This is a genomic window from Streptomyces roseifaciens, from assembly GCF_001445655.1.
In the GTDB taxonomy this organism is placed as follows: Bacteria; Actinomycetota; Actinomycetes; order Streptomycetales; family Streptomycetaceae; genus Streptomyces; species Streptomyces aureoversilis.
Window position 1 is genome coordinate 170,365 of the sequence record NZ_LNBE01000002.1, and the last position, 24,063, is coordinate 194,427.

The window sequence follows — 24,063 nt, forward strand, 5'->3', positions numbered from 1 at the left end:
AGCGGATCCGGGGCGCGTCACTGCACCGCGCGGCCCACCAGCTCGCGCAGGAGGTCCTCCAGCGTGACCAGTCCGGCCGGCCGGCCGTCCTCGCCGATCACCGCCGCGAGGTGGGTGCCGGTGCCGCGCATCGTCGTGATGACGTCGTCCAGCGGCGTCGTCGCGCGCACCGTCGCGATGCGGCGCATCCGCTGCAGCGGGAACGGGAAGTCCCGCGGCCGGGCGTCCAGCGCGTCCTTCACGTGCAGGTAGCCCAGGATCCGGCCGGAGGCGTCCACCACCGGGAACCGGGAGAAGCCGGACTCGGCCGACAGCTGCTCCAGCCCCTCGGGCGTGATGCCGAGCGGCGCGGAGACCACCCGCTCGACGGGCGTGACCACGTCCATCACCGGGCGCTTGCCCAGCACCAGCGCGTCCCGCAGCCGTTCGGTGGACCGCGAGTCGAGCAGGCCGGCCGCGCTGGAGTCGGCGACGATCCGCGCGAGCTGGTCGTCCGAGTACGTCGCCGCCACCTCGTCCTTCGGCTCCACCCGCAGCAGCTTCAGCAGGACGTTGGCGAAGGCGTTGATGGCGAAGACGAACGGGCGCAGCGCCCGCGCCAGGGCGACCAGCGGCGGGCCGAGCAGCAGGGCGCTGCGCACCGGCTCGGCGAGCGCGATGTTCTTGGGCACCATCTCGCCGAACAGCATGTGCAGGTACGTCGCCACGGCCAGCGCGATGACGAACGACACGGGGTGGATCAGGCCGTGCGGCACGCCGAGCGCGTTGAAGACCGGCTCCAGCAGGTGCGCGATCGCGGGCTCGGCGACCACACCCAGGACCAGCGTGCACAGCGTGATGCCGAGCTGGGCCGCGGCCATCAGCGCCGAGATGTGCCGCAGGCCCCACATGACGCTGCGGGCGCGCCGGTCGCCCCGGTCGGCGTACGGCTCGATCTGGCTGCGGCGCACCGAGATGAGGGCGAACTCGGCGCCCACGAAGAAGGCGTTGACGACGAGCGTCCCCAGGCCGATGAGCAGTTGCACGAAGGTCATCGGCCGGCCTCCTCGGGCACCTGGGCGCCGCTGCCGGCGTCCGCGGGCGGACCGGTCAGGCGCACGCGGGCCGCACGGTGGCCGGCCGCGTCGACGACGTCGATGCGCCAGCCCGCGACCTCCACGGTGTCGCCCCTGAGGGGGATGCGGCCGAGCTCGGTGGCCACGAGGCCGGCCAGCGTCTCGTAGGGGCCGTCCGGCGCCCGCAGCCCGATGATCTCCAGCTGGTCGGTGCGCGCCGCGCCGTCCGCGTCGTACAGCGGCCGGCCGCCGGCGTCCGAGCCGGCGGGGGCGATGTCGGGCACCTCGTGGGGGTCGTGCTCGTCGCGGACCTCGCCGACGACCTCCTCCACGATGTCCTCCAGGGTGACGACGCCGGCGGTGCCGCCGTACTCGTCGATGACGACGGCCATGGTGCGCTTGCCGGACAGCCGGTCCAGGAGCCGGTCCACGGTCAGCGACTCCGGCACGAGCAGCGGCTCGCGCAGGATCGAGGTGACGGGGTGGCGGGGGCGGCGGTCGGCGGGTATGGCCAGCACGTCCTTGATGTGCGCGACGCCGATGACGGTGTCGAGGCTTCCGCGGTAGACGGGGAAGCGGGACAGGCCGGTCGCACGGGTCGCGTTCGCGACGTCCTCGGCGTTGGCCTGGGCGTCGAGGGCGGTGACCTGGACGCGGGGCGTCATCACGTTCTCCGCCGTCAGTCCGGCCAGGTTCAGGGTGCGTACGAACAGCTCGGCGGTGTCCGCCTCCAGGGCGCCCTCCTTGGCGGAGTGCCGGGCGAGGGCAGCGAGCTCCTGCGGGCCGCGCGCGGAGGCCAGCTCCTCGGCGGGCTCCAGGCCCATCCGGTGCAGGGTGCGGTTGGCGGTGTTGTTCAGGTGCCGGATCAGCGGGCGGAAGGCGGCGGAGAACGCGCGCTGCGGGCCCGCGACCCGCTTCGCCACCGGCAGCGGGCGCGAGATCGCCCAGTTCTTCGGGACCAGCTCGCCGACCACCATCAGCACGACGGTGGACAGCACCGTGGCCAGCACCAGGGCGGTCGAGGACGCGGCGGCGGAGCCGAGGCCCACGGCCTTCATCGGGCCCGTGAGCAGCGCCGCGATGGACGGCTTGGAGATCATGCCGATGATCAGGCCGGTCACGGTGATGCCGAGCTGGGCGCCGGAGAGCTGGAAGGTGAGGCTGCGCACGGCCTCGACGGCGCCGGCCGCGCCGCGCTCGCCCTTCTCGGCGGCGCGCTCGAGGTCGGCGCGCTCCACCGTGGTCAGCGAGAACTCCGCCGCGACGAAGACGGCACAGGCCAGCGTCAGCAGCAGGGCGACCACCAGCAGGACTACCTCGGTCATCGGTTCACCTCCGTCCCATGGTCGGACGAAGGGGCGGGGACCGCGCGATGTCGACCGCGGGGACTACTGGGAGGCTCGCCCATGGGCGGACGCTCACACCTTTCACGTTGAACGGGGCCTTTGCCCATCCATGGTAAAGGATGGGCAAAGCAATGATCCGGACGGAGCTCCGGGGTAATCGGGGGAGTGTACGCCCTACCGGAGTTCCTCGATCACTGGTGCGACTGGTGCGAACGCCTCCAGGGCCGACGCCTCGCTCAGGTCCGGGGAGTGCCCGGCCGGGGTGCGGGCGGCGGCGCGGCGGTCACGCGTGCCCGTCGACCGCGCCGGCCGCCTCCGGCGGGGCCGCCGGTCGTCTGGCCACCCCCAGCACGCACGGGGAGGCCGGGGTCGGCACCCGGCTCTGCGGCACCCGCAGCCGGCTGAACGCCCCCAGCTCGAACCCCGCCGCCTCGATCGCCGCCAGCGGATCCCGCGCCGTGTGACACCCGCCGAACAGCACCGGCCAGACCGTGCGGTCCAGCGCCCGCTGGGTGACCGCGAGCGCCAGGCCCTCCGCCCGCCCGTGCTCGAAGAACCGCAGCTCACCACCCGGCCGGAGGACCCGCCGCAGCTCCGCCAGCGCACGCCGCACATCCCGGACGGAGCACAGCACCAGCGAGGTCACCGCCGCGTCGAACGCCTCGCTCTTCACCGGCAGCGCCTCGGCCGCGCCCGGCACCACGTCCACCGGGACGCCCGCCCGGACCGCCGCCTCCAGCGCGATCCTGCGCAGCCCGCGCTCGGGCTCGATCGCCACGACCTCCGAGACCGTCGCCGGGTAGTAAGGGAAGTTCAGGCCGTTGCCCGCGCCGATCTCGATCACCCGCCCCGACAGGCCGGCCAGCAGCTCGCGCCGGTGCTCCCCGATCCCCGCCCGCTCGTCGATGATCGGGCTCACCTTGGCGTAGAAGCGCGCGAAGACAGGATGGTGCACGGCGTCGTGCGGCAACCTGGTGCTCCGAAGTGGCAGCATGGCACACCCCTTTCCGGGGACGACGGCTACCGCGATTGTTCCCCGGCCGGACCGGCCCGCACCGTCGGCGCGCCGCAATGTCCGCTGCGGTCACGGCAGTTGGGGCGGGAGGGGTGCGTGGGGCGGCCGGGGAGGGCGGGGTCAGCGATGAGCCGCCGTGAAGCCGGCCGCGTCCCACGTGCCGGACAGCTCCGGCGCCAGCCAGCCGGGGGCCGCCGCGCGGAACGCCTCCGGCGCGAGGGCGCTTGCGCGCTCCGGAACCGCGCCCAGCAGCGGGGCGCCGGCCGCCTCCGGCAGGTCGGCGAGGTTGCAGCGCATCGCCAGGTCCGGGGCGGCCGGCCAGCTGCCGATCACTACGCCTGCGCAGCGCAGGCTGCGCGCGCGCAGGGCCTCCGCGGTGAGCTCGGTGACGTTCAGCGTGCCGAGGCCGGCCTGCGCGACCACCAGGACCGGGGCGTCCAGCAGCCGGGCCGCGTCCGCGAGGGTCGCGCCCTCCTCGTCCAGGCGGACGAGGAGACCGCCGGCGCCCTCGACGAGGACGAGGTCGTGGCTCTCCGCCAGCCGCGAGGCCGCCTCCGCGATCTGCGGGGGGCGCACGGGGGCCAGACCGGCCCGGGCCGCCGCCGTACCCGGCGCGAGCGGCTCCGGGAACCGGGCGAGCTCCTCCCCGGTCACCCCGCTCCCCGCGAGCCGCCGCACCTCGGCGACGTCACCGGGCTCGCCGGGGGCGACACCGGTCTGGGCGGGCTTGAGCACGGCGACGGAACGGCCCGCGGCCCGCGCCGCCGCCGCGACGGCAGCGGTGACCACGGTCTTGCCGATCTCGGTCCCGGTGCCTGTGACGACCAGTACTGCCATGGTGTTCGGTGTCTCCGTTCGTGATCACTGAGGCTTTGCCGAGGACTTGACCGGGCGACCGGGCACCACCGGACACCAGGAGTGCGGCTGCGCGCCGCGGCGGCGGAAGGGAGCACGCGGTCACGACCAGGGCGGGCGCACCGGCCTCGTCGGCGTGCCCGAGGCCGGCGCCGTCGGCCGCTGTTCCTCTGTTCCGGTCGCCCGGCCGCCCCATGGGACAGGGAGCCGCCGCAGGCGAACCGTGGAACGACGCGTGCTCGCCGTCAGGCGACCCCGGCCGCCGCGCGCACCGCCGTGCACACCCGGGCCAGATCCTCGTCGCTCGTGACGTACGGCGGCATCACGTACAGCAGGTCCCGGAACGGGCGCAGCCACACGCCCTCGCGGACCACCGCCCGCGTCGCCGCCGCGACGTCCGCCTCGTGGTCGAGCTGGACGACGCCGATCGCGCCGAGGACCCGGACGTCCCGGACGCCCGGCAGCGAGGCCGCCCCGGCGAGCCCGTCGCGCAGCCCGGTCTCGATGCGCTTGACCTCCGTCTGCCAGTCCTGTTCCAGCAGCAGGTCGATCGACGCGTTCGCCACGGCCGCGGCGAGCGGGTTGCCCATGAACGTCGGCCCGTGCGCGAGCACCGGCACCTCGCCGCGCGAGATGCCGTCGGCGACCCGCGACGTGCACAGCGTCGCCGCCATGCTCAGGTATCCGCCGGTGAGCGCCTTGCCGAGGCACATCACGTCGGGGGTGATGCCCGCGTGCTCCGCGGCGAAGAGCCGCCCCGTGCGGCCGAACCCGGTGGCGATCTCGTCGAGGACGAGGAGCACGTCGTGCTCGTCGCACGCTTCCCGCAGGACCCGCAGGAAGACGGGATCGTGGAAGCGCATCCCGCCCGCGCCCTGCACCACCGGTTCGACGATGACCGCCGCGAGTTCGTGGGCGTGGGCCGCGATCGTCTCGCGCAGGTGCGCCGCGTACGCGGCGACGGCCTCCGGGCCGGACGAGAGGGCCGGCGGCGCGTCCGCGAAGACGTGCTTCGGGAGCGCCCCGGACCACAGCTCGTGCATCCCGCCGTCGGGGTCGCACACGGCCATCGGCTGCCACGTGTCCCCGTGGTAGCCGCCGCGCCAGGTCATCAGCCGCCGCTTCTCGGGCCGTCCGGCCGAGCGCCAGTACTGCAGGCACATCTTGACGGCGACCTCGACCGACACCGACCCGGAGTCGGAGAGGAAGACGTGCTCCAGCCCCTCCGGAGTGATCTCCACGAGCCGGGCGGCCAGCCGCACGGCGGGCTCGTGGGTGAGCCCGCCGAACATCACGTGACTCATCCGCCCGAGCTGCTCGCGCGCGGCCTCGTTGAGGACGGGGTGGTTGTAGCCGTGGACGGCGGACCACCACGACGACATCCCGTCGATCAACTCGTGCACGCCGTCGACCGGTTCGGCGAGCCGCAGCCGCACTCCCGACGCGGACTCCACGAGCAGCGGCTCCTGGCGGCCGGGCATCGGGCCGTAGGGGTGCCACACGTGCTGCCGGTCGAGGGCGAGGAGCTCGCCGGGGGTGAGCGGCTCAGGCATTGGGGGGCAGGTCCGTCCCCGCGCCGCGGCGCCGCACGGCGACCAGGTCCGTACGGGCCTCCTGGCCGGTGGCGGCCTCGGGCGCAACCTCGGCCCCGGCCTCGGGGGCCGCCGCCGCGGCCGGGGCGCCGCCGTCCCCGCAGGGCCCGCACGAACCGCCGCCGCAGCCGGAGCCGGCGGCCTCCGCGGCGGCGACGTCCGCCCGGTGCGCCGGCAGCGTCGTCGTGCCCGCGCCCTCCACCTCGAAGCCGGCGTCCGCGATCATGTCCAGGTCGGCCTTGCCCTCCTGGCCCTCACTGGTGAGGTAGTCGCCGAGGAAGATCGAGTTGGCCAGGTGCAGGGCGAGCGGCTGCATCGAGCGCAGGTGCACCTCGCGCCCGCCGGCCAGCCGCACCTCGACGTCCGGGCAGACGAACCGCACCATCGCGAGGATGCGCAGCGCCCGCTGCGGCGTGAGGTTCCACTCCTTGGCCAGCGGCGTGCCCTCGAAGGGGATGAGGAAGTTGACGGGCACCGAGTCGGGGTCCAGCGCGCGCAGCGAGAAGACGACGTCGACGAGGTCCTCGTCGCTCTCGCCCATGCCCGCGATCAGCCCGGAGCAGGCGGACATGCCCGCGGCCTGCGCCTGCTGCACGGTGTCGACGCGGTCGGCGTAGGTGTGGGTGGTGGTGATGTCGCCGTAGGTGGCTTCGGAGGTGTTGAGGTTGTGGTTGTACGCGTCGGCGCCGGCGGCGCGCAGCCGCTCGGCCTGGCCCGCGGAGAGCAGTCCGAGGCAGGCGCACACCTCGACGTCCTCGTTCTGCTCCTTGATCGCCTCGATGGTCCTGGAGACCCGGTCGATGTCCCGGTCCGTGGGCCCGCGGCCGCTGGCGACCAGGCAGACCCGCTTCGCCCCGCCGGCGACACCCGCCGCGGCGGCCTTGGAGGCGTCCTCCGGCTTGAGCCAGGTGTACTTGAGGATCCCGGCCTTGGAACCGAGCCGCTGCGAGCAGTACGAGCAGTCCTCGGGGCAGAGCCCGGACTTGAGGTTGACCAGGTAGTTGAGCTTCACCCGGCGCCCGAACCACCTGCGGCGCACCTTGCCCGCCGCGGCCACCACGTCGAGCAGGTCGTCGTCGGACGTCGCCAGCACGGCGAGCGCCTCTTCGCGGGTCGGCGGCTCGCGCCGCAGCCCCTTGTCCACCAGCGTGTTCAGCAGGTCCATGGCGGTGATCCTCGCTCACGGCCGTACCCCGGGCCAAGGTAGGGATCGCACAACTCCGGCGGATTGATGTGTGTGTATTGCCACACCCTGACCAGGTGTGACGCCCGCTACGTTCTACAGAGGTTCTATCCGGGCTCCACAGAACCGGCCCCCAGCCCCCTGGAACGCGAAGGACGGCCGCATGCCTCAGGACTCGCCCCGGTCCGCCCTCCGGGACCCCTTCGCCTGGATCGACGCGCACCACGAGCGGCGCCTGGCGGCCGGGCTCGTACGGACCCTGCGGCCCCGCCCCGCCGACTCGCCGCTGACCGACCTGGCGGGCAACGACTACCTGGGCCTCACCCGCCACCCGGAGGTCACCGAGGCCGCCGCCGAGGCGGCCCGCCGGTGGGGCGCCGGGGCGACGGGCTCCCGTCTGGTCACCGGCAGCACCGCCCTGCACGCCCGGCTGGAGGAGGAGCTCGCCGCCTTCTGCGGCTTCGAGGCCGCGCTCGTGTTCTCCTCCGGCTACGCGGCCAACCTCGCCGCCGTCACCGCACTCGCCGGGCCCGGCGGCGCCGGCGGTGCGGCCCTGCTCGTCTCCGACGAGGGCAACCACGCCTCCCTGATCGACGGCTGCCGGCTGGCCCGCGCCGAGAAGGCGGTCGTGCCGCACTCCGACCCGGACGCCGTCCGCAAGGCCCTCGCGGCACACGACGGCCCCGCGCTCGCCGTCACCGACTCCGTCTTCTCCGTCGACGGCGACGCCGCCCCGCTGCCCGCGCTCGCCCGGGCGTGCCGCGAACACGGCGCGGCCCTGCTCGTGGACGACGCGCACGGGCTCGGCGTCCTCGGCGAGGGCGGCCGGGGCGCGGTGCACGCGGCGGGACTGGCGGGCGACCCGGACGTCGTCGCCACGGTGACGCTGTCGAAGGCGCTGGGCAGCCAGGGCGGTGCGGTGCTGGGCCCGGAGCGGGTGATCAGGCACCTGGTGAGCAACGCCCGCACGTTCATCTTCGACACCGGCCTCGCACCGGCGGCGGCCGGCGCCGCGCTGGCGGCCCTCACGGTGCTGCGCCGTGAGCCGCAGCGGGCGCAGCGGGTCCGGGGGATCGCCGCCGAACTGCACCGCAGGGTGGTGGCGGCGGGCTTCGTGGCGGTACGGCCCGACGCGGCGGTGGTCTCCGTACGGGCCCCCTCGCCGGAGGCGGCGGTGCGGTGGGCGGCGGACTGCCGGGAGGCGGGTATCGCGGTCGGCTGCTTCCGGCCGCCGTCCGTGCCGGACGGCGTCTCACGGCTGCGGCTGACCGCCCGGGCCGATCTGTCGGACCGGCAGGTGACGGCCGCGGCCGACGCGATCGTACGGACCGCGCCGGCCGCCTGAGGGAGCAGAAGCAGGGAGCTGAGAGACCTGAGAGATCTGAGAGAGCCGAGAGAGACCTGAAGGAAAGGGTCCTACCGGGTCAGAGCGGGTCGATCCCGCCGTCGCGCAGCCCCTCGACGAAGCAGGACCACGCGGCGGAGCGGAAGAGGAGCGCGGGACCGCCCGTCCGCTTGGAGTCGCGCACGGCGAGGAGGTGGCCGGGGAGCGGTCCGGCCGTCTCGACGCAGTTGTTGTATCCGGTGCTGTGACTGCTGCGCCGCCATGGAGCCTCGCGGAGCAGGGAAAGCGCTGCAGGGGTGGAACGGTGGGGTACGTACCGAGGCATTGCGGACATGGTGCCTCCTTACGCGCCGTCGTTGATCCCGGCGATGAATTCCAGCGATTTCTCGTGCGAGAGGGCGTGTGCGCGCAGTGTCGCGAAGGCCGCGCCGTACGCCCGGAGGTCTTCTTTCCGCTCCAGGTAGAGGCTACTCGTCAAGTGGTCGAGAACAACCACGTCCAGATCAGCAATGCGCGGAAATGAGAAAATAACAAAAGGCCCGGTGATGCCGATATGGCCGCCACTGGAGAAGGGCAGGACGTGCAGCCGCACGTGCCCCAGTGATCCCGTCTCCACCAGGTGCCGCAACTGCCCGGCCATGACCTCCGGTCCGCCGACCTCATGCCGCAGTACGGCCTCGTCCAGCACGGCGCACACCTCCAGCGGCTGCTCGCCCCGGAGCACCGCCTGGCGCGCCAGGCGCACCCGCACCAGCTCCTCGACCTGCTCCGGCGCGGGGTCGCCGAGGGCCGCGCGGGTCACGGCGCGGGCGTAGTCCGGCGTCTGCAGCAGGCCGGGCACCACGGTGGTCTCCAGGGTGCTTAACCGCAAGGCCTCCGACTCCAGGCTGATGAAGTCGAGATAGGCGGGCGGCAGCCGGTCGCGGTAGGCGTACCACCAGCCGCGCCGGGCCCCCGCACCCTCGCCCGGTTCGGGGGACCCCGCGCCGCACAGCGCCCCCAGCAGCGCGCGCAGCTCGGCGTCGGTGACCCCGTAGGCGTCCAGCAGCCGGGCGACGTCCGCAGGTTTCACGCCACTGCTGCCCGTCTCGATCCGGCTGACCTTCGACTGGTGCCAGCCCACCGCGCGCGCGGCCTCCAGGCTCGTCAGCCCGGCCAGTTCGCGCTGGCGGCGCAGCTCCGCCCCCAGCTTGCGGCGGCGTACCGCCGGTCCGTACCGCATTGGCCCTCCCCTGGGTCACTGTCGCTGTCATACGTCAGTGTCAATAGCCCAGTGTGCCGCGTGAATCCGGTCGCTCGTCGTAGAGTTCACTGCTTCGGGCGACAGATATATGCATATGTTGGGGGATCGCTCCCATCACAGGCGTTATCAGTGGCAGTCTGTCGCGCAGAGCCGTCCGAGGCCGCTCATGCCCCCCACGACTTTCGGCACGCTTCCCGATTTTCCGCGGCAGTGCACCGGAGTCCGGTCTCGGCGGGACCTCGGCTGAAAGGGCCACCGCCATGGCAGACCACCAAGAAGCCACCGTCACGCTGCCGAGCGCCCCCGCCTCGGTCTCCACGGCGCGCCGCTACGTCGCGGAGGTGCTGGCGGACTGGGGGCTTCCGGGCGGGACCGACACCTCCGAGACCGTGCGCCTGATCGTCTCCGAGCTCGCGACCAACGCCGTGCAGCACACCCGGGGACAGTCGCCCACCTTCACCGTGGACGTCCGCCTCGACCGCGATCAGCATCTGCGCATCGGCGTCACCGACAGCCACCCGCGCTTCCCCCGGCGGCTGCCCGCCGCGGTCCAGCAGGACAACGGGCGCGGCATGGTGATCATCCGCTGTCTCACCGCGGAGCACGGCGGGCGGCTGTTCTGCACGCCGACCTCCGACGGCGGCAAGACGGTGTGGATCTCCCTCCCCTGGACCGTGCCGGTCAGCGCAGAGCGCTGAACTCCCCTCCGGCCGGCCAGGCCCCCCGCACGCGGTGCGGGGGGCCTCGGGCCGCTTCGGGCCCTCGTGCGGGGAGTTGCGGTGAGTCGTGTCACCGGGCGGCCTTCCGGGGTCTCCGGGCGGTCCGGTGACGCCGGGTCAGCCGACCCGGCCGTAGAGGACGCTGTTGGTCCAGATCCGCTCCAGGCGGACGACCGCGCCCGTCTTGGGTGCGTGCCAGATGCGGCCGTCCCCGTTGTATATCCCCACGTGGTAGATCCCGCGCCCCGAGACGAAGAAGACGAGGTCGCCGCGTTCGCGTGCGGAGCGGGGGATGTGGCGGGTGCTGTTGTACTGCTGGGCGGCGGTGCGGGGCAGGGACTTCCCGGCCCGCTTGAAGGAGTAGAGCGTCAGGCCCGAGCAGTCGAACCGGGAGGGTCCGGTCGCTCCCCACTGGTAGGGGGAGCCCTGCTTCGAGGCCGCGATCCGCAGTGCCTGGGTGGAGACGGTCGACGCCTCCGCCTCTGCCGCGCCGCCCGGAACCAGCACGGTGGCCCCGACGGCGGCGAGAGTGAGGGCCGATGCGGCACCGGCCCTGGACAGCTTTGACGGACGTTTGTGCGCGCCCATGCGCTAACCCTTCGTCAGCCGCCTGTGAAGGATGACCTGTCGGGTTCGGGCAGGCGAAGGTTGCCCGGCCGCTGTCAACGGCTTCACCCCAAGGGCCGACCGCACTACTCTTGGTCGTCCCACCACTCTTGGGTCCTCCATCCCTGCCGTTGCCCTGAAGTCGACCCGGCATCCCGGCGGCGGCAGGGTTCGGCGTCCACCGGGACCGCCCCGCCGGGGTGGCGGGGTCTTGTCGTCGGAGGGATCTTGGCGCAGCCGCCGTGCCGATTCCGAGCGGAACCAGGGGTATGTGAGCCTGATCACTTCTGGGCAATTCCGGTGGACGCGGGGTGATTTGATGGTGTGCGCGCAAGCCGGCTGAGCCGCTGGCCTGCGGCGGTTCGTACCGGCCCGCGAGCAATCCGGCCGCCCGCGCCAAATAGATCACCGCGCCCCGTCTACGCCGTGATCCTCCATGGAGGGGACCGGGGTTTATTCGGGTGCGGACCCCAGGCCCTCCGGCGCACATGGCGCGGAGATCCCTTCGCCCCCGGCGCTCTGCGCCGGGGACCCGTATCGTCCGCGTCGGCATGACCCGCTCGCACCTTCCGTTCGCCCCTTTCGTACGGGCATGCGAGCCGCGGCGCCGTCGCACCACCGCGACGACCATGGTCTGCGCCGCCCGTAGCCGGCGGTACGTGTCGTGCGGACGGACGGCCATGATCCGGCCCAGAAGATCCAGTAGATGCAGACGACAGATGGCGCCCGGACCCGTGGCCATGGCAGTGCAAAGAGTCAGTTAACGCGTTGGAAAAGGTTCCGCCCTAATCTGCAATCACTGGCCACCGGCCGGAGAACCCCAGGTCAACACCGTGTTGAACTCGGGTGGCGTCCCGGTGCGTCCATCCGGGACACCTGGGACGACAGTGAGGTGGGACGCATGCAACTCTCCCCGCGCGAGCAGGAACGACTGCTCCTGCACGTGGCCGCCGACGTGGCCGCCAAGCGCAAGGCCCGCGGCCTGCTCCTCAACCACCCCGAGGCGGTGGCCCTGATCACGGTCCACGTCCTCGAAGGCGCCCGGGACGGCCGCACCGTCGCCGAGCTGATGTCCTCCGGGCGCAGGGTGCTCACCCGCGACGACGTCATGGAGGGCATCCCCGAGATGCTCCACGACGTCCAGGTCGAGGCCACCTTCCCCGACGGCACCAAGCTCGTCACCGTTCACGAACCGATCTGCTGACGGGGAGGACCCGCGATGATCCCCGGAGAAATCCTGTACGCCGCCGAGCCCGTGGCCCTCAACCAGGGGCTGCACCGCACCCGGCTCACCGTGCTCAACGCCGCCGACCGCCCGGTGCAGGTCGGCTCGCACTACCACTTCGCCGAGGCCAACCCCGGCCTCGACTTCGACCGCGCGGCGGCCCGCGGCAAGCGCCTCGACATCGCCGCCGGCACCGCCGTCCGCTTCGAGCCCGGCATCCCCCTCCAGGTCGACCTCGTCCCCATCGGCGGCAAGCGCATCGTCGAGGGCCTGCGCGGCGAGTGCGGGGGACCGCTCGATGACTGAACTCAGCCGCGTCGCCTACGCCGGCCTCTACGGGCCGACCGTCGGCGACCGCGTCCGCCTCGCCGACACCGACCTCGTCGTCGAGATCGAGGAGGACCGCAGCGGCGGGCCCGGGCACGCCGGCGACGAGGCCGTCTTCGGCGGCGGCAAGGTCATCCGCGAGTCGATGGGCCAGTCCCGCGCGACCCGGGCGGACGGGGCCCCCGACACCGTCATCACCGGGGCCCTCGTCCTCGACCACTGGGGCGTCGTCAAGGCCGACATCGGCATCCGCGACGGCCGGATCACCGGCGTCGGCAAGGCCGGCAACCCCGACACCATGGACGGCGTCCACCCCGACCTCGTCATCGGCCCCGAGACCGAGGTCATCGCCGGCAACGGCAAGATCCTCACCGCCGGGGCCGTCGACGCCCACGTCCACTTCATCTGCCCCCAGGCCGCGGACGAGGCCCTCGCCTCCGGCGTCACCACCCTGCTCGGCGGCGGCACCGGGCCGGCCGAGGGCAGCAAGGCCACCACCATCACCCCCGGAGCCTGGCACCTTGCCCGGATGTTCGAGGCCATGGAGGGCTACCCCGTCAACATCGGCCTGCTGGGCAAGGGCAACACCGTCTCGTACGACTCGATGCGCGCCCAGCTGCGGGCCGGCGCCGTCGGCTTCAAGATCCACGAGGACTGGGGGGCGACCCCCGCCGTCATCGACGCCTGCCTGGCCGTGTGCGAGGAGAGCGGCGCCCAGCTCGCCATCCACACCGACACCCTCAACGAGGCCGGCTTCGTCGGGGACACCCTCGCGGCCATCGCCGGCCGTTCCATCCACGCCTACCACACCGAAGGCGCCGGCGGCGGGCACGCCCCCGACATCATCACCGTCGTCTCCGAGGCCAACGTCCTGCCCAGCTCCACCAACCCCACCCGGCCGCACACCGTCAACACCGTCGACGAACACCTCGACATGCTGATGGTCTGTCACCACCTCAACCCGGGCGTCCCCGAGGACCTCGCCTTCGCCGAATCCCGCATCCGGCCGGGCACCATCGCCGCCGAGGACGTCCTGCACGACCTCGGGGCGATCTCGATCATCTCCTCCGACTCCCAGGCGATGGGCCGCATCGGGGAGGTCGTGCTGCGCACCTGGCAGACCGCGCACGTGATGAAGAGACGCCGCGGCACCCTGCCCGGCGACGGACCGGCCGACAACGCGCGAGCCCGGCGCTACGTCGCCAAATACACCATCAACCCGGCCGTCGCACAGGGCCTCGACCACGAGATCGGCTCCGTGGAGCCGGGCAAGCTCGCGGACCTCGTGCTGTGGGACCCCGCCTTCTTCGGCGTACGGCCGCAGCTCGTCATCAAGGGCGGCCAGATCGCCTACGCGCAGATGGGCGACGCCAACGCCTCCATCCCCACCCCGCAGCCGGTCCTGCCGCGCCCCATGTTCGGCGCCCACGGCCGCGCCCCGGCCGCCAACTCCCTCAACTTCGTCACCCAGTGGGCCATGGACGACGGCCTCCCCGAACGTCTGGGCCTCGGCAAGCGCTTCGTCCCCATACGCTCCACGCGCGGCGTCACCAAGGCGGACATGCGCAACAACGACGCCCGGCCGAGGGTGGAGGTCGACCCCGACACGTTCACGGTCACCGTCGACGGAGAAGTGATCGAACCCCGGCCGGCGGCGGAACTGCCGATGGCCCAGCGTTACTTCCTGTTCTGATGAGCACGACGACAGAGACCGTCGCAGGCGCGGGGCCGGCCCGCACCGCGAGGAGGGCGGCCGGCCCCGCCGCCCTCCTCGTCCTCGCCGACGGACGCTTCCCCGCGGGCGGCCACGCCCACTCCGGCGGCGCCGAGGCCGCCGTCAAGGCCGGGCGGATCACCGACGGCCGGACCCTGGAGGAGTTCTGCCGGGGCCGGCTGCACACCGCCGGGCTCACCGCGGCCGCCCTCGCCGCCGCGGCCGCGGCCGGCCTCGACCCGCTCGCCCTCGACGACGCCGCGGACGCCCGCACCCCCGTACCCGCCCTGCGCACCGCCGCCCGCCGCCTGGGCCGGCAGATGATGCGCGCCGCCCGCGCCGCCTGGCCCTCGGCGGAGCTCGACGCCCTCGCCGCGGCCCGCCCGCGCGGCGCCCACCAGCCGGTCGTCCTCGGCCTCGCGGCCCGGTCCGCCGGGCTCGGCCCGCTGGACGCCGCCTACGCCGCCGTCTACGAGTCGGTCAGCGGTCCGGCCACCGCGGTCGTACGCCTGCTGAGCCTCGACCCGTTCGTGGCGACGGCGGTACTGGCCCGGCTGGCGCCGGAGCTCGACGCGGTGGCGGCCGCCGCCACCGCGGCCGCGCACCGCGCGGCCGCCGAGGGCCCGGACGCCCTGCCCGCCTGCTCGGCCCCGCTGCTCGACATCGGCGCGGAGCTCCACGCGGCCTGGCCCGTACGGCTCTTCGCGAGCTGAACCACCGACACCCGTACGAACGAACCCCCCAGGAGGGGACCATGCACCTCGACCACCCCGAGACCTACCCCCACCGCCACACCTACAGCGCCGCCTCGCCCGTCCGCCCCGACGGGACGCGCCGGGCCCTGCGGATCGGCCTCGGCGGGCCCGTCGGCTCCGGCAAGACCGCGACCGTCGCCGCGCTCTGCCGCGCCCTGCGCGAGGAGTTGTCCATCGCCGTCGTCACCAACGACATCTACACCCGCGAGGACGCCGAGTTCCTGCTGCGCAACGCCGTCCTGCCGGCGGAGCGGATCACCGCCGTCGAGACCGGCGCCTGCCCGCACACCGCCATCCGCGACGACATCTCCGCCAACCTGGAGGCCGTGGAGGACCTCGAGGCCGTGTTCTCCTCCTCGGGGGCCGGGCCGCTCGACCTCGTCCTGGTCGAGTCCGGGGGCGACAACCTCACCGCCACGTTCTCCAAGGGCCTGGTGGACGCGCAGATCTTCGTCATCGACGTCGCGGGCGGCGACGACATCCCGCGCAAGGGCGGCCCCGGCATCACCACCGCCGACCTGCTCGTCGTCAACAAGACCGACCTCGCCCCGTACGTCGGCGTCGACCTGGAGGGGATGGCCCGCGACGCCAAGGCGCAGCGGGGCGAACTCCCGGCCGTCTTCACGTCCCTCGTCACGGAGGGCGGCGTGGAGCCGGTCACGACGTGGGTGCGCGCACAGCTCGCCGCCTGGACCGCGTCCTCGTGACCGCTCTCGCCGCCGCCCCCGCGCCGCCGCAAGGGGCCGGGCTGGTGGCCTCCGCCCGGATCGTGGCCGTCGCGGACGGCAGGGGCGGCACCGCCCTGCCCGTCCTCGACGGCGGCGGCCCGTTCGCCCTGCGGCGGCTGCGCTCGCCGGGGGCCGAGGCGCGGGTGTGCCTGGTCGGCGCGATGAGCGCGCCGCTGGGCGGCGACGCCCTCACGCTGTCCGCCGAGGTGGAGGACGGCGCCGTGGTGCACTTCTCCACCACGGCCGCCACGATCGCCCTGCCCGGCCGCACGGGCGCGCCGGCGACCTACGACGTATACATTCGCGTCGGCGAGGGCGCCGAGCTGCGCTGGCTCCCCGAGCCACTGATCTCCGCGCGCGGCGGCGAGCTGCGGATGACCACGCGCATCGAACTCGCCCCCACGGCCAGGCTGGTGTTCCGCGAGGAGCAGATCCTGGGGCGCGCGGGGGAGCGGCCGGGACGGCTGACGGCCCGTCTGACCGTCCGGCGCGGCGGACGCCCGCTCTACGACCAGGAGTTGTCGTACGGTCCGGGCGTGCCCGGCTGGGACGGCGGGGCGGTCCTGGGTGGTCACCGGGCGGCCGGCCAACTCCTCGTGGTGGACCCGGCCTTCGGTCCGGCCCCCGTCGCGCCGCGGGTGCTGGGCCCGACGGCCGTCGTCGCCCCGCTGGCCGGTCCGGCCGCGCTGGTGAGCGCCGTGGCCCCGGACGGCCTGCAAGTGCGAACGCTGCTCGAAACCGGGCTCTTGGGGATGGATGTCGGCAGATAGGGCGATACGGGCGATGTGGTGTGCCGGTGATGAATGCCGCCACACGCATCACCCTGTGTTTCATCATTCTTACGGATTAGTAAAGAACACTCGTACGACCTGTCCTTTGTGGGATGGGAGACGAAAGGATCCCCCTGCAGCATTGCGATCTCCGCCGCTCCAAGCGGCGTACCCAGCAGGGGGATTCCTACGTGAGACACACGTCAATACTCGGCGCGGCCGGCACCCTGGTGACCGGCGCGCTGGTGGCCGGGTTCCTGACCGCCCCGGCCGCCGGCGCCAGCGAGCGCGTGCCGGGCGGGGCCGCAGAGGCCCGCGGTGTGAAGACGGCCGCCGAGCGCGCGGCCAAGGCGGGCATCAAGTGGCAGGACTGTCCTGCCTCCTGGGGCCTCGAGAAGCCCATCCAGTGCGGTTACGTCACGGTCCCCGTCGACTACGCCAAGCCGGACGGGCCCACCATCAAGATCGCAGTGGACCGGGCCCGTTCGACCGGTACCGCCGACGAGCGCCAGGGCGCCCTCCTCTACAACCCCGGCGGCCCCGGCGGCTCCGGCATGAGGTTCCCGCGCCGCATCACCACCAAGGCCCCGCTCTGGGCGAAGACGGCGAAGGCGTACGACTTCGTGGGCTTCGACCCGCGCGGCGTCGGCCACTCCGCCCCGATCTCCTGCGTCGACCCGCAGAAGTTCGTCGCGGCGCCCAAGCCCGACCCGGTGCCCGCGAACGAGGCCGACAAGCTCGCCCAGCGCAAGCTCGCCCGTCAGTACGCCGACGGCTGTGCCGAGCGCAGCGGCAAGCTGCTGCCGTACCTCACCACGGCGAACACCGCGCGCGACATCGACGTCGTCCGAGCCGCCCTCGGCGAGAAGAAGCTCAACTACCTGGGCGTCTCCTACGGCACCTACCTCGGCGCCGTCTACGGCACCCTGTTCCCGACCCACGTCCGCCGCCTCGTCGTCGACAGCGTCGTCAACCCGGCCCAGGACAACATCTGGTACCAGGCCAACCTGGAGCAGGACGTCGCCTTCGAGGCCCGCTTCAAGGACTGGGAGGACTGGGTCGCCAAGTACGACTCCACCTTCCACCTGGGCGCCACCCGGGCCCAGGTCCAGAAGAACTGGGAGAAGCTCCGGGCCACCGCCAAGAAGAAGCCCATCGGCGGGGTCGTCGGCCCGGCCGAGCTGACCACCTTCTTCCAGGACGCGGCGTACTACGACTCCTCGTGGGTCCCGGTCGCCGAGACCTGGAGCAAGTACGTCGCCGGTGACGAGAAGCCGCTGGTCGAGGGCGCGGGCCCCGACCTGTCCGACACCGCGGGCAACATCTCCAAGGAGAACGGCAACGCCGTCTACACGGCGGTCGAGTGCGCCGACGCCAAGTGGCCCACCAGCTGGAAGAAGTGGGACCGCGACAACACCCGCATCCACCGCGAGGCCCCCTTCATGACCTGGGCCAACGCCTGGATGAACCTCCCGTGCGCCACGTGGAAGGGCCCGCAGGGCACGCCCATCGAGGTCACCACGCACAAGGGCCTGCCGCAGACCCTGATCCTCCAGAGCGAGCGCGACGCGGCCACCCCGTACGCGGGCGCCGTGGAGCTGCACAAGCGGTTCAAGGGCTCCCGCCTGATCACCGAGAAGGGCGCCGGCTCGCACGGCGTCACCGGTGAGGCCAACCCCTGCATCAACGCGAAGCTCGACGCCTACCTCATCGAGGGCAAGCTCGACGCGAAGGACGTGACGTGCGCCCCGCACGCCATCCCGGAGCCGCCGAAGCCCGCCCCGGCGAAGAAGGCGTAAGGGTTCCACCGCACCACACGGCGCCCCGGTCCCCCGTGGACCGGGGCGCCGCTGCGTCCGCGTCGGCAGGGCCCCGGCGGGCCCCGGCGAGCACGGAGGGGCATCGGGGACGTATCAGGCTGGATGACCATTTGATGAGCATTCTGCGAACCTCGACGGTTCTCGGTGTTTTGGCCGCCCGCTCCTCGTAGCCTGTGCTCATGCCCGCCACCCCGGACCTCACCCGGTCGCCCGAGGAGATCAACGACGCGATCCGCGCGTTCCTGGCGGAGCGCCGCGGCCGGATGCTCAACGGCGAGGAGCGCCGGGCCTACGAGCGGCTGCGGGCGGAGTGGCTGGCGGCGGTGCGGGGCGGCCCGTGCCTGACCGGGCAGCGGTGACGCGCCGGCCCCACGCCGCCTCGGCAAGGCCGCTGCAGGTCACGGGAGCCCCATGCGCCCTCGCACCGTGCTGCACTCCAACGCGCCCCCGTCCGCCGTGTGTTCCCCCGTACCCCCGGCATCACAGGGCCCTGGCAAGGGCGTTACGGGCGGTACGGTGGCCCTGCCCACGCCCGGCCGTCCCGCGCCGACCCGCCGTCAGCGCCCTGCCGCCCCGACCCCGCGGCGCCGGAGGACCGGCCGGGTGACCTGCCGCCGCCACCCGGGCGACGGCACGGTGTGGCAGCTTGCCCGGCGCGGTCCGCGCGCGATGGCCTTGGGCCCGGGCACCCCCGCGCCCCAGGAGGCACCGATGTCCCTTCCCCGTACCGCCGTGGCCGCCGCGGCGACCACCGCCGCGCTCCTCGCCCTGGCCTCCCCGCCCGCCGCGGCGGACGAGCTGCAGGGCCCTTCCGGCGGCGCGGACGGCACCGACGGGCGGTTCTTCCTCACCGTCTCCGGCGCGCAGAACACCTGGATCCGCGGGGTCCAGCTGAGCTGCCCGGACGCCGGAGGCCACCACCCCCACGCCACGGAGGCGTGCACGACGCTGCACCGCGCGAAGGGCGACCCCGGCCGGGTGACCGGAGCCGGGCACCAGTGCACGCGGGAGTACGACCCCGTGACCGCGACCGCCGAGGGCGACTGGAACGGGCGCCCCGTCGTGTGGCACAAGACCTTCCCCAACCCCTGCGCGCTCGACGTGGCGACCGGGCCGGTCTTCCGCTTCTGACCCTTCTGATCCGCTTCCGGCCTGCCCGGGCCTTCGCTCACGTCCCCCGGGCCACGAGCGTCCCTATCGTCAGCAGCGTCAGCATCACCCACGCGAACCACAGCCAGCCGTTGCTGCCGATGGTCACGGTGTACGCCGTCACCACGACGAGGCCCCCCACCGTCAGCCCCGCCATCGCCTTCGTCGATCCGGGCATCCCCGCACCTCCTCACGGCGGCCCGGGAGCGCGCCGACGCGCGAAAGGGGCCGCGGCCTGGAGTCCATGGTCTCCCGGCCGCGGCCCCTGCCGCCAGAGCTTGCGCGCACGCCTCCCGCGTACGCCCGCCCGTCAGGTCTCCCGCGAGCGCAGCGAGGCGAGGTAGGCGTTGTAGGCCTCCAGCTCCTTGTCGCCGTTGCGGTCCGCGGCCCGGTCCGAGCGCCGCGCCTGCCGCTGCTCGGAGCGGTACCACTGGTAGGCCAGCGCGAGCAGCACCACGACCGACGGGATCTCGCTGAACGCCCAGGCGATGCCGCCGCCCGCCTGCTGGTCCTCCAGCGCGTCGATGCCCAGCGAGGCCGGCGGGTGCATGTACGTGCCGATCATCGGCTCCGAGGCCATCATCAGCGCGATGCCGAAGAAGGCGTGGAAGGGCATGCCCGCGAACAGCTCCAGCATCCGCATCACGTAGCCCGGCCGGTGCGGGCCCGGGTCCACGCCCATGATCGGCCAGAAGAACACCAGGCCCACGGCGAGGAAGTGCACCATCATCGCGATGTGGCCCGTCCTGGACTCCATCAGGAAGTCGAAGAGCGGGGTGAAGTACAGCGCGTACAGGCTCGCGATGAACAGCGGGATCGTGAACACCGGGTGCGTGATGACGCGCATGTAGCGGCTGTGGAGCAGGGCGACCAGCCACTCGCGCGGGCCCTTGCGGCCGCGCCCGGCCGCCGGCAGCGCCCGCAGCGTCAGGGTCACCGGGGCGCCGAGCAGGATCAGGATCGGCGACAGCATGCTGATGACCATGTGCTGCACCATGTGCACGCTGAACATGACCATGCCGTAGTCGTTGAGCTTGGTGCACATCACCAGCCACACGGTCAGCACGCCGAGGACGAACGCGACGGTCCGGCCGACCGGCCAGGCGTCTCCGCGCCGCCGCAGCCGGACCACCGCCCAGCCGTAGAGGGCCAGGGCCAGCAGACAGCCGATCATGAAGAATGGATCGCCACTGAACTGCAGACCCCGTTCCAGCGTGAACGGCGGCATGTCCATGTGCATCATGCCGTGCCCGCTGTGATCCATCCGCTCTCTCCCATTTCGCACCGATGCGCCGGGACCAGAGTAGAGGCGCCCCGGGCCGCGCCCGCGGCCGGGGGCGCCCCGCCGGAAGGCGGGAGACACCGGGCAAAAGGACTCAGAGCACGCACTCGACCTCGGTGTACCGCTCCTGCGGCACGGTCTTGAGCCGCTCCACGGCCTCCGCCAGCGGCACCAGCGTGATGTCCGTGCCGCGCAGGGCCGTCATCATGCCGAACGTCCCGTGGTGCACCGCCTCGACCGCGTGCCAGCCGAACCGGGTCGCGAGGACGCGGTCGTACGCGGTGGGCGTGCCGCCGCGCTGCACGTGGCCGAGTATCACCGGGCGGGCCTCCTTGCCCAGGCGCCGCTCCAGCTCGTCGGAGAGCTGCCGGGCCACCCCGGCGAACCGCTCGTGCCCGTAGACGTCCGTGGCGCCCGTCTCGAAGGCCATGGAGCCCTCGCGTGGCTTGGCGCCCTCGGCGACGACGACGATCGCGAAGCGCTTGCCGGCCTCGAAGCGCCGGCCGACGACCTCGGTCAGCTCGTCGATGTCGAAGGGCCGCTCGGGCACGACGATGGCATGCGCGCCGGCGGCCATGCCCGAGTGCAGGGCGATCCAGCCGGTGTGCCGGCCCATGACCTCCACGATCAGCACCCGCTGGTGCGACTCGGCGGTGGTCTTCAGCCGGTCCAGCGCCTCGGTCGCCACGCCCACGGCCGTGTCGAAGCCGAACGTGACGTCCGTCGAGGCGATGTCGTTGTCGATGGTCTTGGGCACGCCGACGATCGGCAGGCCGGCGTCCGACAGCAGGCGGGCGGCCTTGAGGGTCCCCTCGCCGCCGATGGGGATGACGGCGTCCAGACCGAGGTCGGCCACGTGGCCCTTGGCCCGCTCGACACCGTCCCGCAGCTGCGCGGGCTGGACCCGCGAGGAGCCGAGGATGGTGCCGCCGGTGGCCAGGATGCCGGCCACGGCGTCCAGGTCGAGCCTGCGGTGGTCGCCTTCGAGGAGGCCCTTCCAGCCGTCGTGGAAGCCGATGACCTCGTCGCCGTGGTCGACGACCGCGCGGTGCACGACGGACCTGATGACGGCGTTCAGACCGGGGCAGTCGCCTCCGGAGGTGAGTACACCAATGCGCATGACAGGGGGAAACCTTCGCAACAGGGCGGGAGACCGGACCCCGTCGTCCGGTTGCGTCCCCGCCACCTTACTAGCGGTAGGTGGCGGGGGACACGACCGTCCGTCATGCGGTCGGCAGGGCTACGCCGACTGGGTCGCCGCCGCGATGCGCTCGGCGCGCAGCGCCTCGTACCAGCGGTCGTCCACCGGCGGCAGGGCGTTGACGTCCAGCGCCAGCTTGATCAGCATGTCCGAGATGTGCGGGTTGCGGGCCATCACCGGGCCGTGCATGTACGTACCGAAGACGGTGTCGTTGTACGCACCCTCGAAGCCGTCGCCCGTGCCGTTGCCGTTGCCGTAGCGCACGCGGGCGAACGGGCGGGCCGTCGGGCCGAGGTGGGTGATGCCCTGGTGGTTCTCGAAGCCCGTCAGCGGCGGCAGGCCCAGCGGCTCGTCGATGTCCGCGAGGACGTCGCCGACGCAGCGCTCGCCCTCGCCGCGGGTGCTGATGACGTCGAGCAGGCCGAGGCCCTGCTCGCGCTGGCCCAGGTCGTTGATGAACTCGTGGCCCAGGATCTGGTAGCCGGCGCAGACCGAGAAGACGATCGCACCGTTGGCGACGGCCCGGTTCAGGCCGCCGTCGCGGCGCAGCCGCTCGGCCGCGAGCCGCTGCGGGCGGTCCTCACCGCCGCCGATCAGGTAGATGTCCCCGGAGGTCGGGATGGGCTGGTCGGACCGGATGTCGACGCGCTGGACATCCAGCCGGCGCTGGCGCGCCCGCCGCTCCAGGACCAGGACGTTGCCCTGGTCGCCGTAGGTGCTGAGCAGGTCGGGGTAGACCCACACCACACGCAGACTGTTCTGGCTCATGCTCACAATCCTTCAGTGCTTGCGGGGGTCAGTTGCCGACGCGGCGGCGGACGTCCTGGAAGGCGGTGTAGTTGGCGATCAGCTCGATCTTGCCGGGCGGGCACTGCTGCACGGCCTCGTCCACGGTCTCGCAGACGCGGAAGTCCAGGCCCGCGACCTCCAGCCGGACGGCCAGGTCCAGCTTGCGGTCGCCGATGACGAAGATCGGGTGACCGGCGAGGCGCGGGTAGTCCACGTCCCACAGCCACGAGGTGTCGGTGCCGTCCGCGCCGCGGGCGTTGACCGCGAGGATCACCGGCGCCGGCGGCCCGTCGATCAGCGAGAAGGTCTCCAGCCAGCCGGCCGGGTTCTTGGCCAGCAGCAGCCGGATGTCGCGGCCGAGGAACTGCACCACGTCGAACCGGCCCGCGACCGCCTGCACCTGGTACATCCGCTCCAGGGCGACCTGCGGCGGGACGCCGAAGGTGGCCGCGACGGCCGCGGAGGTGGTGGCGTTGGCCTTGTTGGCCCTGCCCGGCAGCTGCAGGTGGATCGGCCAGGCCGAACCGTGCGGGTCGAGGACGTAGTCGCCCGACAGCGCCCAGCTGGGGGTCGGCCGGCGGAAGCCGCACTCGCCGCAGAACCAGTCGTCGCCGGGGCGCTGCATCACGCCGCCGCACGACGGGCAGGACCAGGCGTCGTCCTTCCACTCCTGGCCGGCCGCCACCCACACCACATTCGGCGACGAGGAGGCCGCCCACACGATCAGCGGGTCGTCGGCGTTGGCGATGATGACCGCCTTGCTGCCCGCCAGGCCCTCACGCCACTTCTCGGCGAGCATGCGCGTCTCCGCGGCCCGGTCGAGCTGGTCGCGCGAGAGGTTCAGCAGCGCTATGGCCTTGGGGGAGACGTCCCGGGCGACACCCGCCAGGTACTTCTCGTCCACCTCGATCACGCCGTAGCGCGCGTCCGAGCCGCCCGCCAGGGCGGAGGTGATGCCCGCGGGCATGTTCGCGCCCAGCGCGTTGGACACGACCGGTCCGCTGGCGCGCAGCGCCTCGGCGATCAGCCGGGTCGTGGTCGTCTTGCCGTTGGTGGCCGACACCAGGACCACGTCCAGGTGGGTCGCCAGCCGGGCCAGCAGGTCGGGGTCGAGCTTGAGCGCGACCTTGCCGCCGATCACCGATCCGCTGCCACGGCCTGCGGCCCGCGACACCGCCGCAGCCGCCTTGCCCGCCGTCACGGCCAGCTTGGCCCGCGGCGACAGTGGCCCCGAGTTGCCTGCCATCGTCCTAGATCCTCCTTGTTGGGCGCCGGGCCTGTTCCCTGGTCCGCCGGTGGTGGAACGCCCCCTCCGCGCCGAATCGCCAGCCAGGAGGCTCCGGT

Annotated in this window: 25 protein-coding genes and 1 riboswitch; of the genes, 11 read left to right on the top strand and 14 right to left on the bottom strand. The window is 73.1% G+C overall.

Features of this window, described 5'->3' with window-relative positions; translation table 11 throughout:
- Nucleotides 1-17: 17 nt before the first annotated feature.
- From AS857_RS02605 to bioB, 6 genes are all read right to left on the bottom strand, one after another.
- A complete protein-coding gene (locus AS857_RS02605; protein ID WP_058041461.1) occupies nt 18-1,034 on the bottom strand; it encodes a hemolysin family protein in 1,017 nt (338 codons plus the stop codon).
- Nucleotides 1,031-2,380, bottom strand: coding sequence for a hemolysin family protein (locus AS857_RS02610; protein ID WP_058041462.1), 1,350 nt, complete (start codon nt 2,378-2,380; stop codon nt 1,031-1,033). The genes AS857_RS02605 and AS857_RS02610 overlap by 4 nt, the downstream gene beginning before the upstream one ends.
- A 304-nt stretch (nt 2,381-2,684) precedes the next feature.
- Nucleotides 2,685-3,392 carry a class I SAM-dependent methyltransferase gene (locus tag AS857_RS02615; protein ID WP_058042059.1) on the bottom strand — a complete coding sequence of 236 codons (708 nt, stop codon included), beginning with the start codon at nt 3,390-3,392 and terminating at the stop codon, nt 2,685-2,687.
- A 144-nt stretch (nt 3,393-3,536) separates the two neighbouring features.
- A complete protein-coding gene (gene bioD, locus AS857_RS02620) occupies nt 3,537-4,253 on the bottom strand; it encodes a dethiobiotin synthase (protein ID WP_058041463.1) in 717 nt (238 codons plus the stop codon).
- A gap of 263 nt (nt 4,254-4,516) precedes the next feature.
- Nucleotides 4,517-5,824: an adenosylmethionine--8-amino-7-oxononanoate transaminase gene (locus tag AS857_RS02625; RefSeq protein WP_058041464.1), complete on the bottom strand. Its 1,308-nt coding sequence runs from the start codon at nt 5,822-5,824 to the stop codon at nt 4,517-4,519.
- On the bottom strand, nt 5,817-7,028 hold the full coding sequence (gene bioB, locus AS857_RS02630; RefSeq protein ID WP_058041465.1) for a biotin synthase BioB: 1,212 nt from the start codon (nt 7,026-7,028) through the stop codon (nt 5,817-5,819). The genes AS857_RS02625 and bioB overlap by 8 nt, the downstream gene beginning before the upstream one ends.
- A 181-nt stretch (nt 7,029-7,209) precedes the next feature.
- On the opposite strand from bioB, the gene AS857_RS02635 reads away from it, so the two are divergent.
- Complete coding sequence (locus AS857_RS02635; protein ID WP_058041466.1) at nt 7,210-8,391, top strand: 8-amino-7-oxononanoate synthase; 1,182 nt, start codon at nt 7,210-7,212, stop codon at nt 8,389-8,391.
- A 79-nt stretch (nt 8,392-8,470) separates the two neighbouring features.
- On the opposite strand, the gene AS857_RS02640 is transcribed toward AS857_RS02635, so the two are convergent.
- Together AS857_RS02640 and AS857_RS02645 are read right to left on the bottom strand one after the other, a co-directional pair.
- Entirely contained in the window at nt 8,471-8,725 is a 255-nt protein-coding gene (locus tag AS857_RS02640) for a DUF397 domain-containing protein (RefSeq protein WP_058041467.1), read from the bottom strand.
- A 9-nt stretch (nt 8,726-8,734) separates the two neighbouring features.
- Nucleotides 8,735-9,613 carry a helix-turn-helix domain-containing protein gene (locus tag AS857_RS02645; RefSeq protein WP_058041468.1) on the bottom strand — a complete coding sequence of 293 codons (879 nt, stop codon included), beginning with the start codon at nt 9,611-9,613 and terminating at the stop codon, nt 8,735-8,737.
- A gap of 281 nt (nt 9,614-9,894) precedes the next feature.
- On the opposite strand from AS857_RS02645, the gene AS857_RS02650 reads away from it, so the two are divergent.
- Nucleotides 9,895-10,332 carry an ATP-binding protein gene (locus tag AS857_RS02650; RefSeq protein WP_058041469.1) on the top strand — a complete coding sequence of 146 codons (438 nt, stop codon included), beginning with the start codon at nt 9,895-9,897 and terminating at the stop codon, nt 10,330-10,332.
- Between the two features lie 138 nt (nt 10,333-10,470).
- On the opposite strand, the gene AS857_RS02655 is transcribed toward AS857_RS02650, so the two are convergent.
- Nucleotides 10,471-10,941: a C40 family peptidase gene (locus AS857_RS02655; RefSeq protein ID WP_058041470.1), complete on the bottom strand. Its 471-nt coding sequence runs from the start codon at nt 10,939-10,941 to the stop codon at nt 10,471-10,473.
- Between the two features lie 4 nt (nt 10,942-10,945).
- Nucleotides 10,946-11,137, bottom strand: a riboswitch (cyclic di-AMP (ydaO/yuaA leader).
- A gap of 723 nt (nt 11,138-11,860) precedes the next feature.
- Here AS857_RS02655 and AS857_RS02660 point away from each other — a divergent pair.
- The 9 genes from AS857_RS02660 to AS857_RS02700 all read left to right on the top strand — a co-directional run bounded on the left by AS857_RS02660 (nt 11,861) and on the right by AS857_RS02700 (nt 19,429).
- Nucleotides 11,861-12,163: an urease subunit gamma gene (locus AS857_RS02660; RefSeq protein ID WP_058041471.1), complete on the top strand. Its 303-nt coding sequence runs from the start codon at nt 11,861-11,863 to the stop codon at nt 12,161-12,163.
- Nucleotides 12,164-12,178: 15 nt separating this feature from the next.
- Nucleotides 12,179-12,490, top strand: coding sequence for an urease subunit beta (locus AS857_RS02665; protein WP_058041472.1), 312 nt, complete (start codon nt 12,179-12,181; stop codon nt 12,488-12,490).
- Entirely contained in the window at nt 12,483-14,204 is a 1,722-nt protein-coding gene (locus AS857_RS02670) for an urease subunit alpha (RefSeq protein ID WP_058041473.1), read from the top strand. Before AS857_RS02665 ends, AS857_RS02670 begins: the two co-directional genes overlap by 8 nt.
- Nucleotides 14,204-14,938, top strand: coding sequence for an urease accessory protein UreF (locus AS857_RS02675; RefSeq protein ID WP_058041474.1), 735 nt, complete (start codon nt 14,204-14,206; stop codon nt 14,936-14,938). The genes AS857_RS02670 and AS857_RS02675 overlap by 1 nt, the downstream gene beginning before the upstream one ends.
- Nucleotides 14,939-14,979: 41 nt before the next feature.
- Complete coding sequence (gene ureG / locus AS857_RS02680; protein ID WP_058041475.1) at nt 14,980-15,687, top strand: urease accessory protein UreG; 708 nt, start codon at nt 14,980-14,982, stop codon at nt 15,685-15,687.
- Nucleotides 15,645-16,478 (top strand): urease accessory protein UreD, encoded by an 834-nt coding sequence (locus tag AS857_RS02685; RefSeq protein WP_079110010.1) that lies wholly within the window; start codon nt 15,645-15,647, stop codon nt 16,476-16,478. Before ureG ends, AS857_RS02685 begins: the two co-directional genes overlap by 43 nt.
- 191 nt (nt 16,479-16,669) lie before the next feature.
- Nucleotides 16,670-18,277, top strand: a complete 1,608-nt coding sequence (locus tag AS857_RS02690) for an alpha/beta hydrolase (protein ID WP_245699555.1) — start codon at nt 16,670-16,672, stop codon at nt 18,275-18,277.
- 200 nt (nt 18,278-18,477) lie between these two features.
- Nucleotides 18,478-18,657, top strand: coding sequence for a hypothetical protein (locus AS857_RS02695; RefSeq protein WP_079110107.1), 180 nt, complete (start codon nt 18,478-18,480; stop codon nt 18,655-18,657).
- Between the two features lie 352 nt (nt 18,658-19,009).
- Nucleotides 19,010-19,429, top strand: coding sequence for an SSI family serine proteinase inhibitor (locus AS857_RS02700; protein ID WP_058041477.1), 420 nt, complete (start codon nt 19,010-19,012; stop codon nt 19,427-19,429).
- 37 nt (nt 19,430-19,466) lie between these two features.
- On the opposite strand, the gene AS857_RS40275 is transcribed toward AS857_RS02700, so the two are convergent.
- The 5 genes from AS857_RS40275 to AS857_RS02720 form a co-directional block, all read right to left on the bottom strand.
- A complete protein-coding gene (locus AS857_RS40275) occupies nt 19,467-19,625 on the bottom strand; it encodes a hypothetical protein (protein WP_173864717.1) in 159 nt (52 codons plus the stop codon).
- 132 nt (nt 19,626-19,757) lie between these two features.
- Nucleotides 19,758-20,711 carry a cytochrome c oxidase assembly protein gene (locus tag AS857_RS02705; RefSeq protein ID WP_058041478.1) on the bottom strand — a complete coding sequence of 318 codons (954 nt, stop codon included), beginning with the start codon at nt 20,709-20,711 and terminating at the stop codon, nt 19,758-19,760.
- A 112-nt stretch (nt 20,712-20,823) separates the two neighbouring features.
- Entirely contained in the window at nt 20,824-21,849 is a 1,026-nt protein-coding gene (locus tag AS857_RS02710) for a 6-phosphofructokinase (protein ID WP_058041479.1), read from the bottom strand.
- A 120-nt stretch (nt 21,850-21,969) separates the two neighbouring features.
- The gene (locus tag AS857_RS02715) at nt 21,970-22,698 is read right to left on the bottom strand and encodes a type 1 glutamine amidotransferase (protein WP_058041480.1); all 729 of its coding nucleotides are present in this window, start codon (nt 22,696-22,698) and stop codon (nt 21,970-21,972) included.
- Nucleotides 22,699-22,726: 28 nt separating this feature from the next.
- Nucleotides 22,727-23,965, bottom strand: a complete 1,239-nt coding sequence (locus tag AS857_RS02720; protein ID WP_058041481.1) for a MurT ligase domain-containing protein — start codon at nt 23,963-23,965, stop codon at nt 22,727-22,729.
- Nucleotides 23,966-24,063 lie beyond the last annotated feature (98 nt).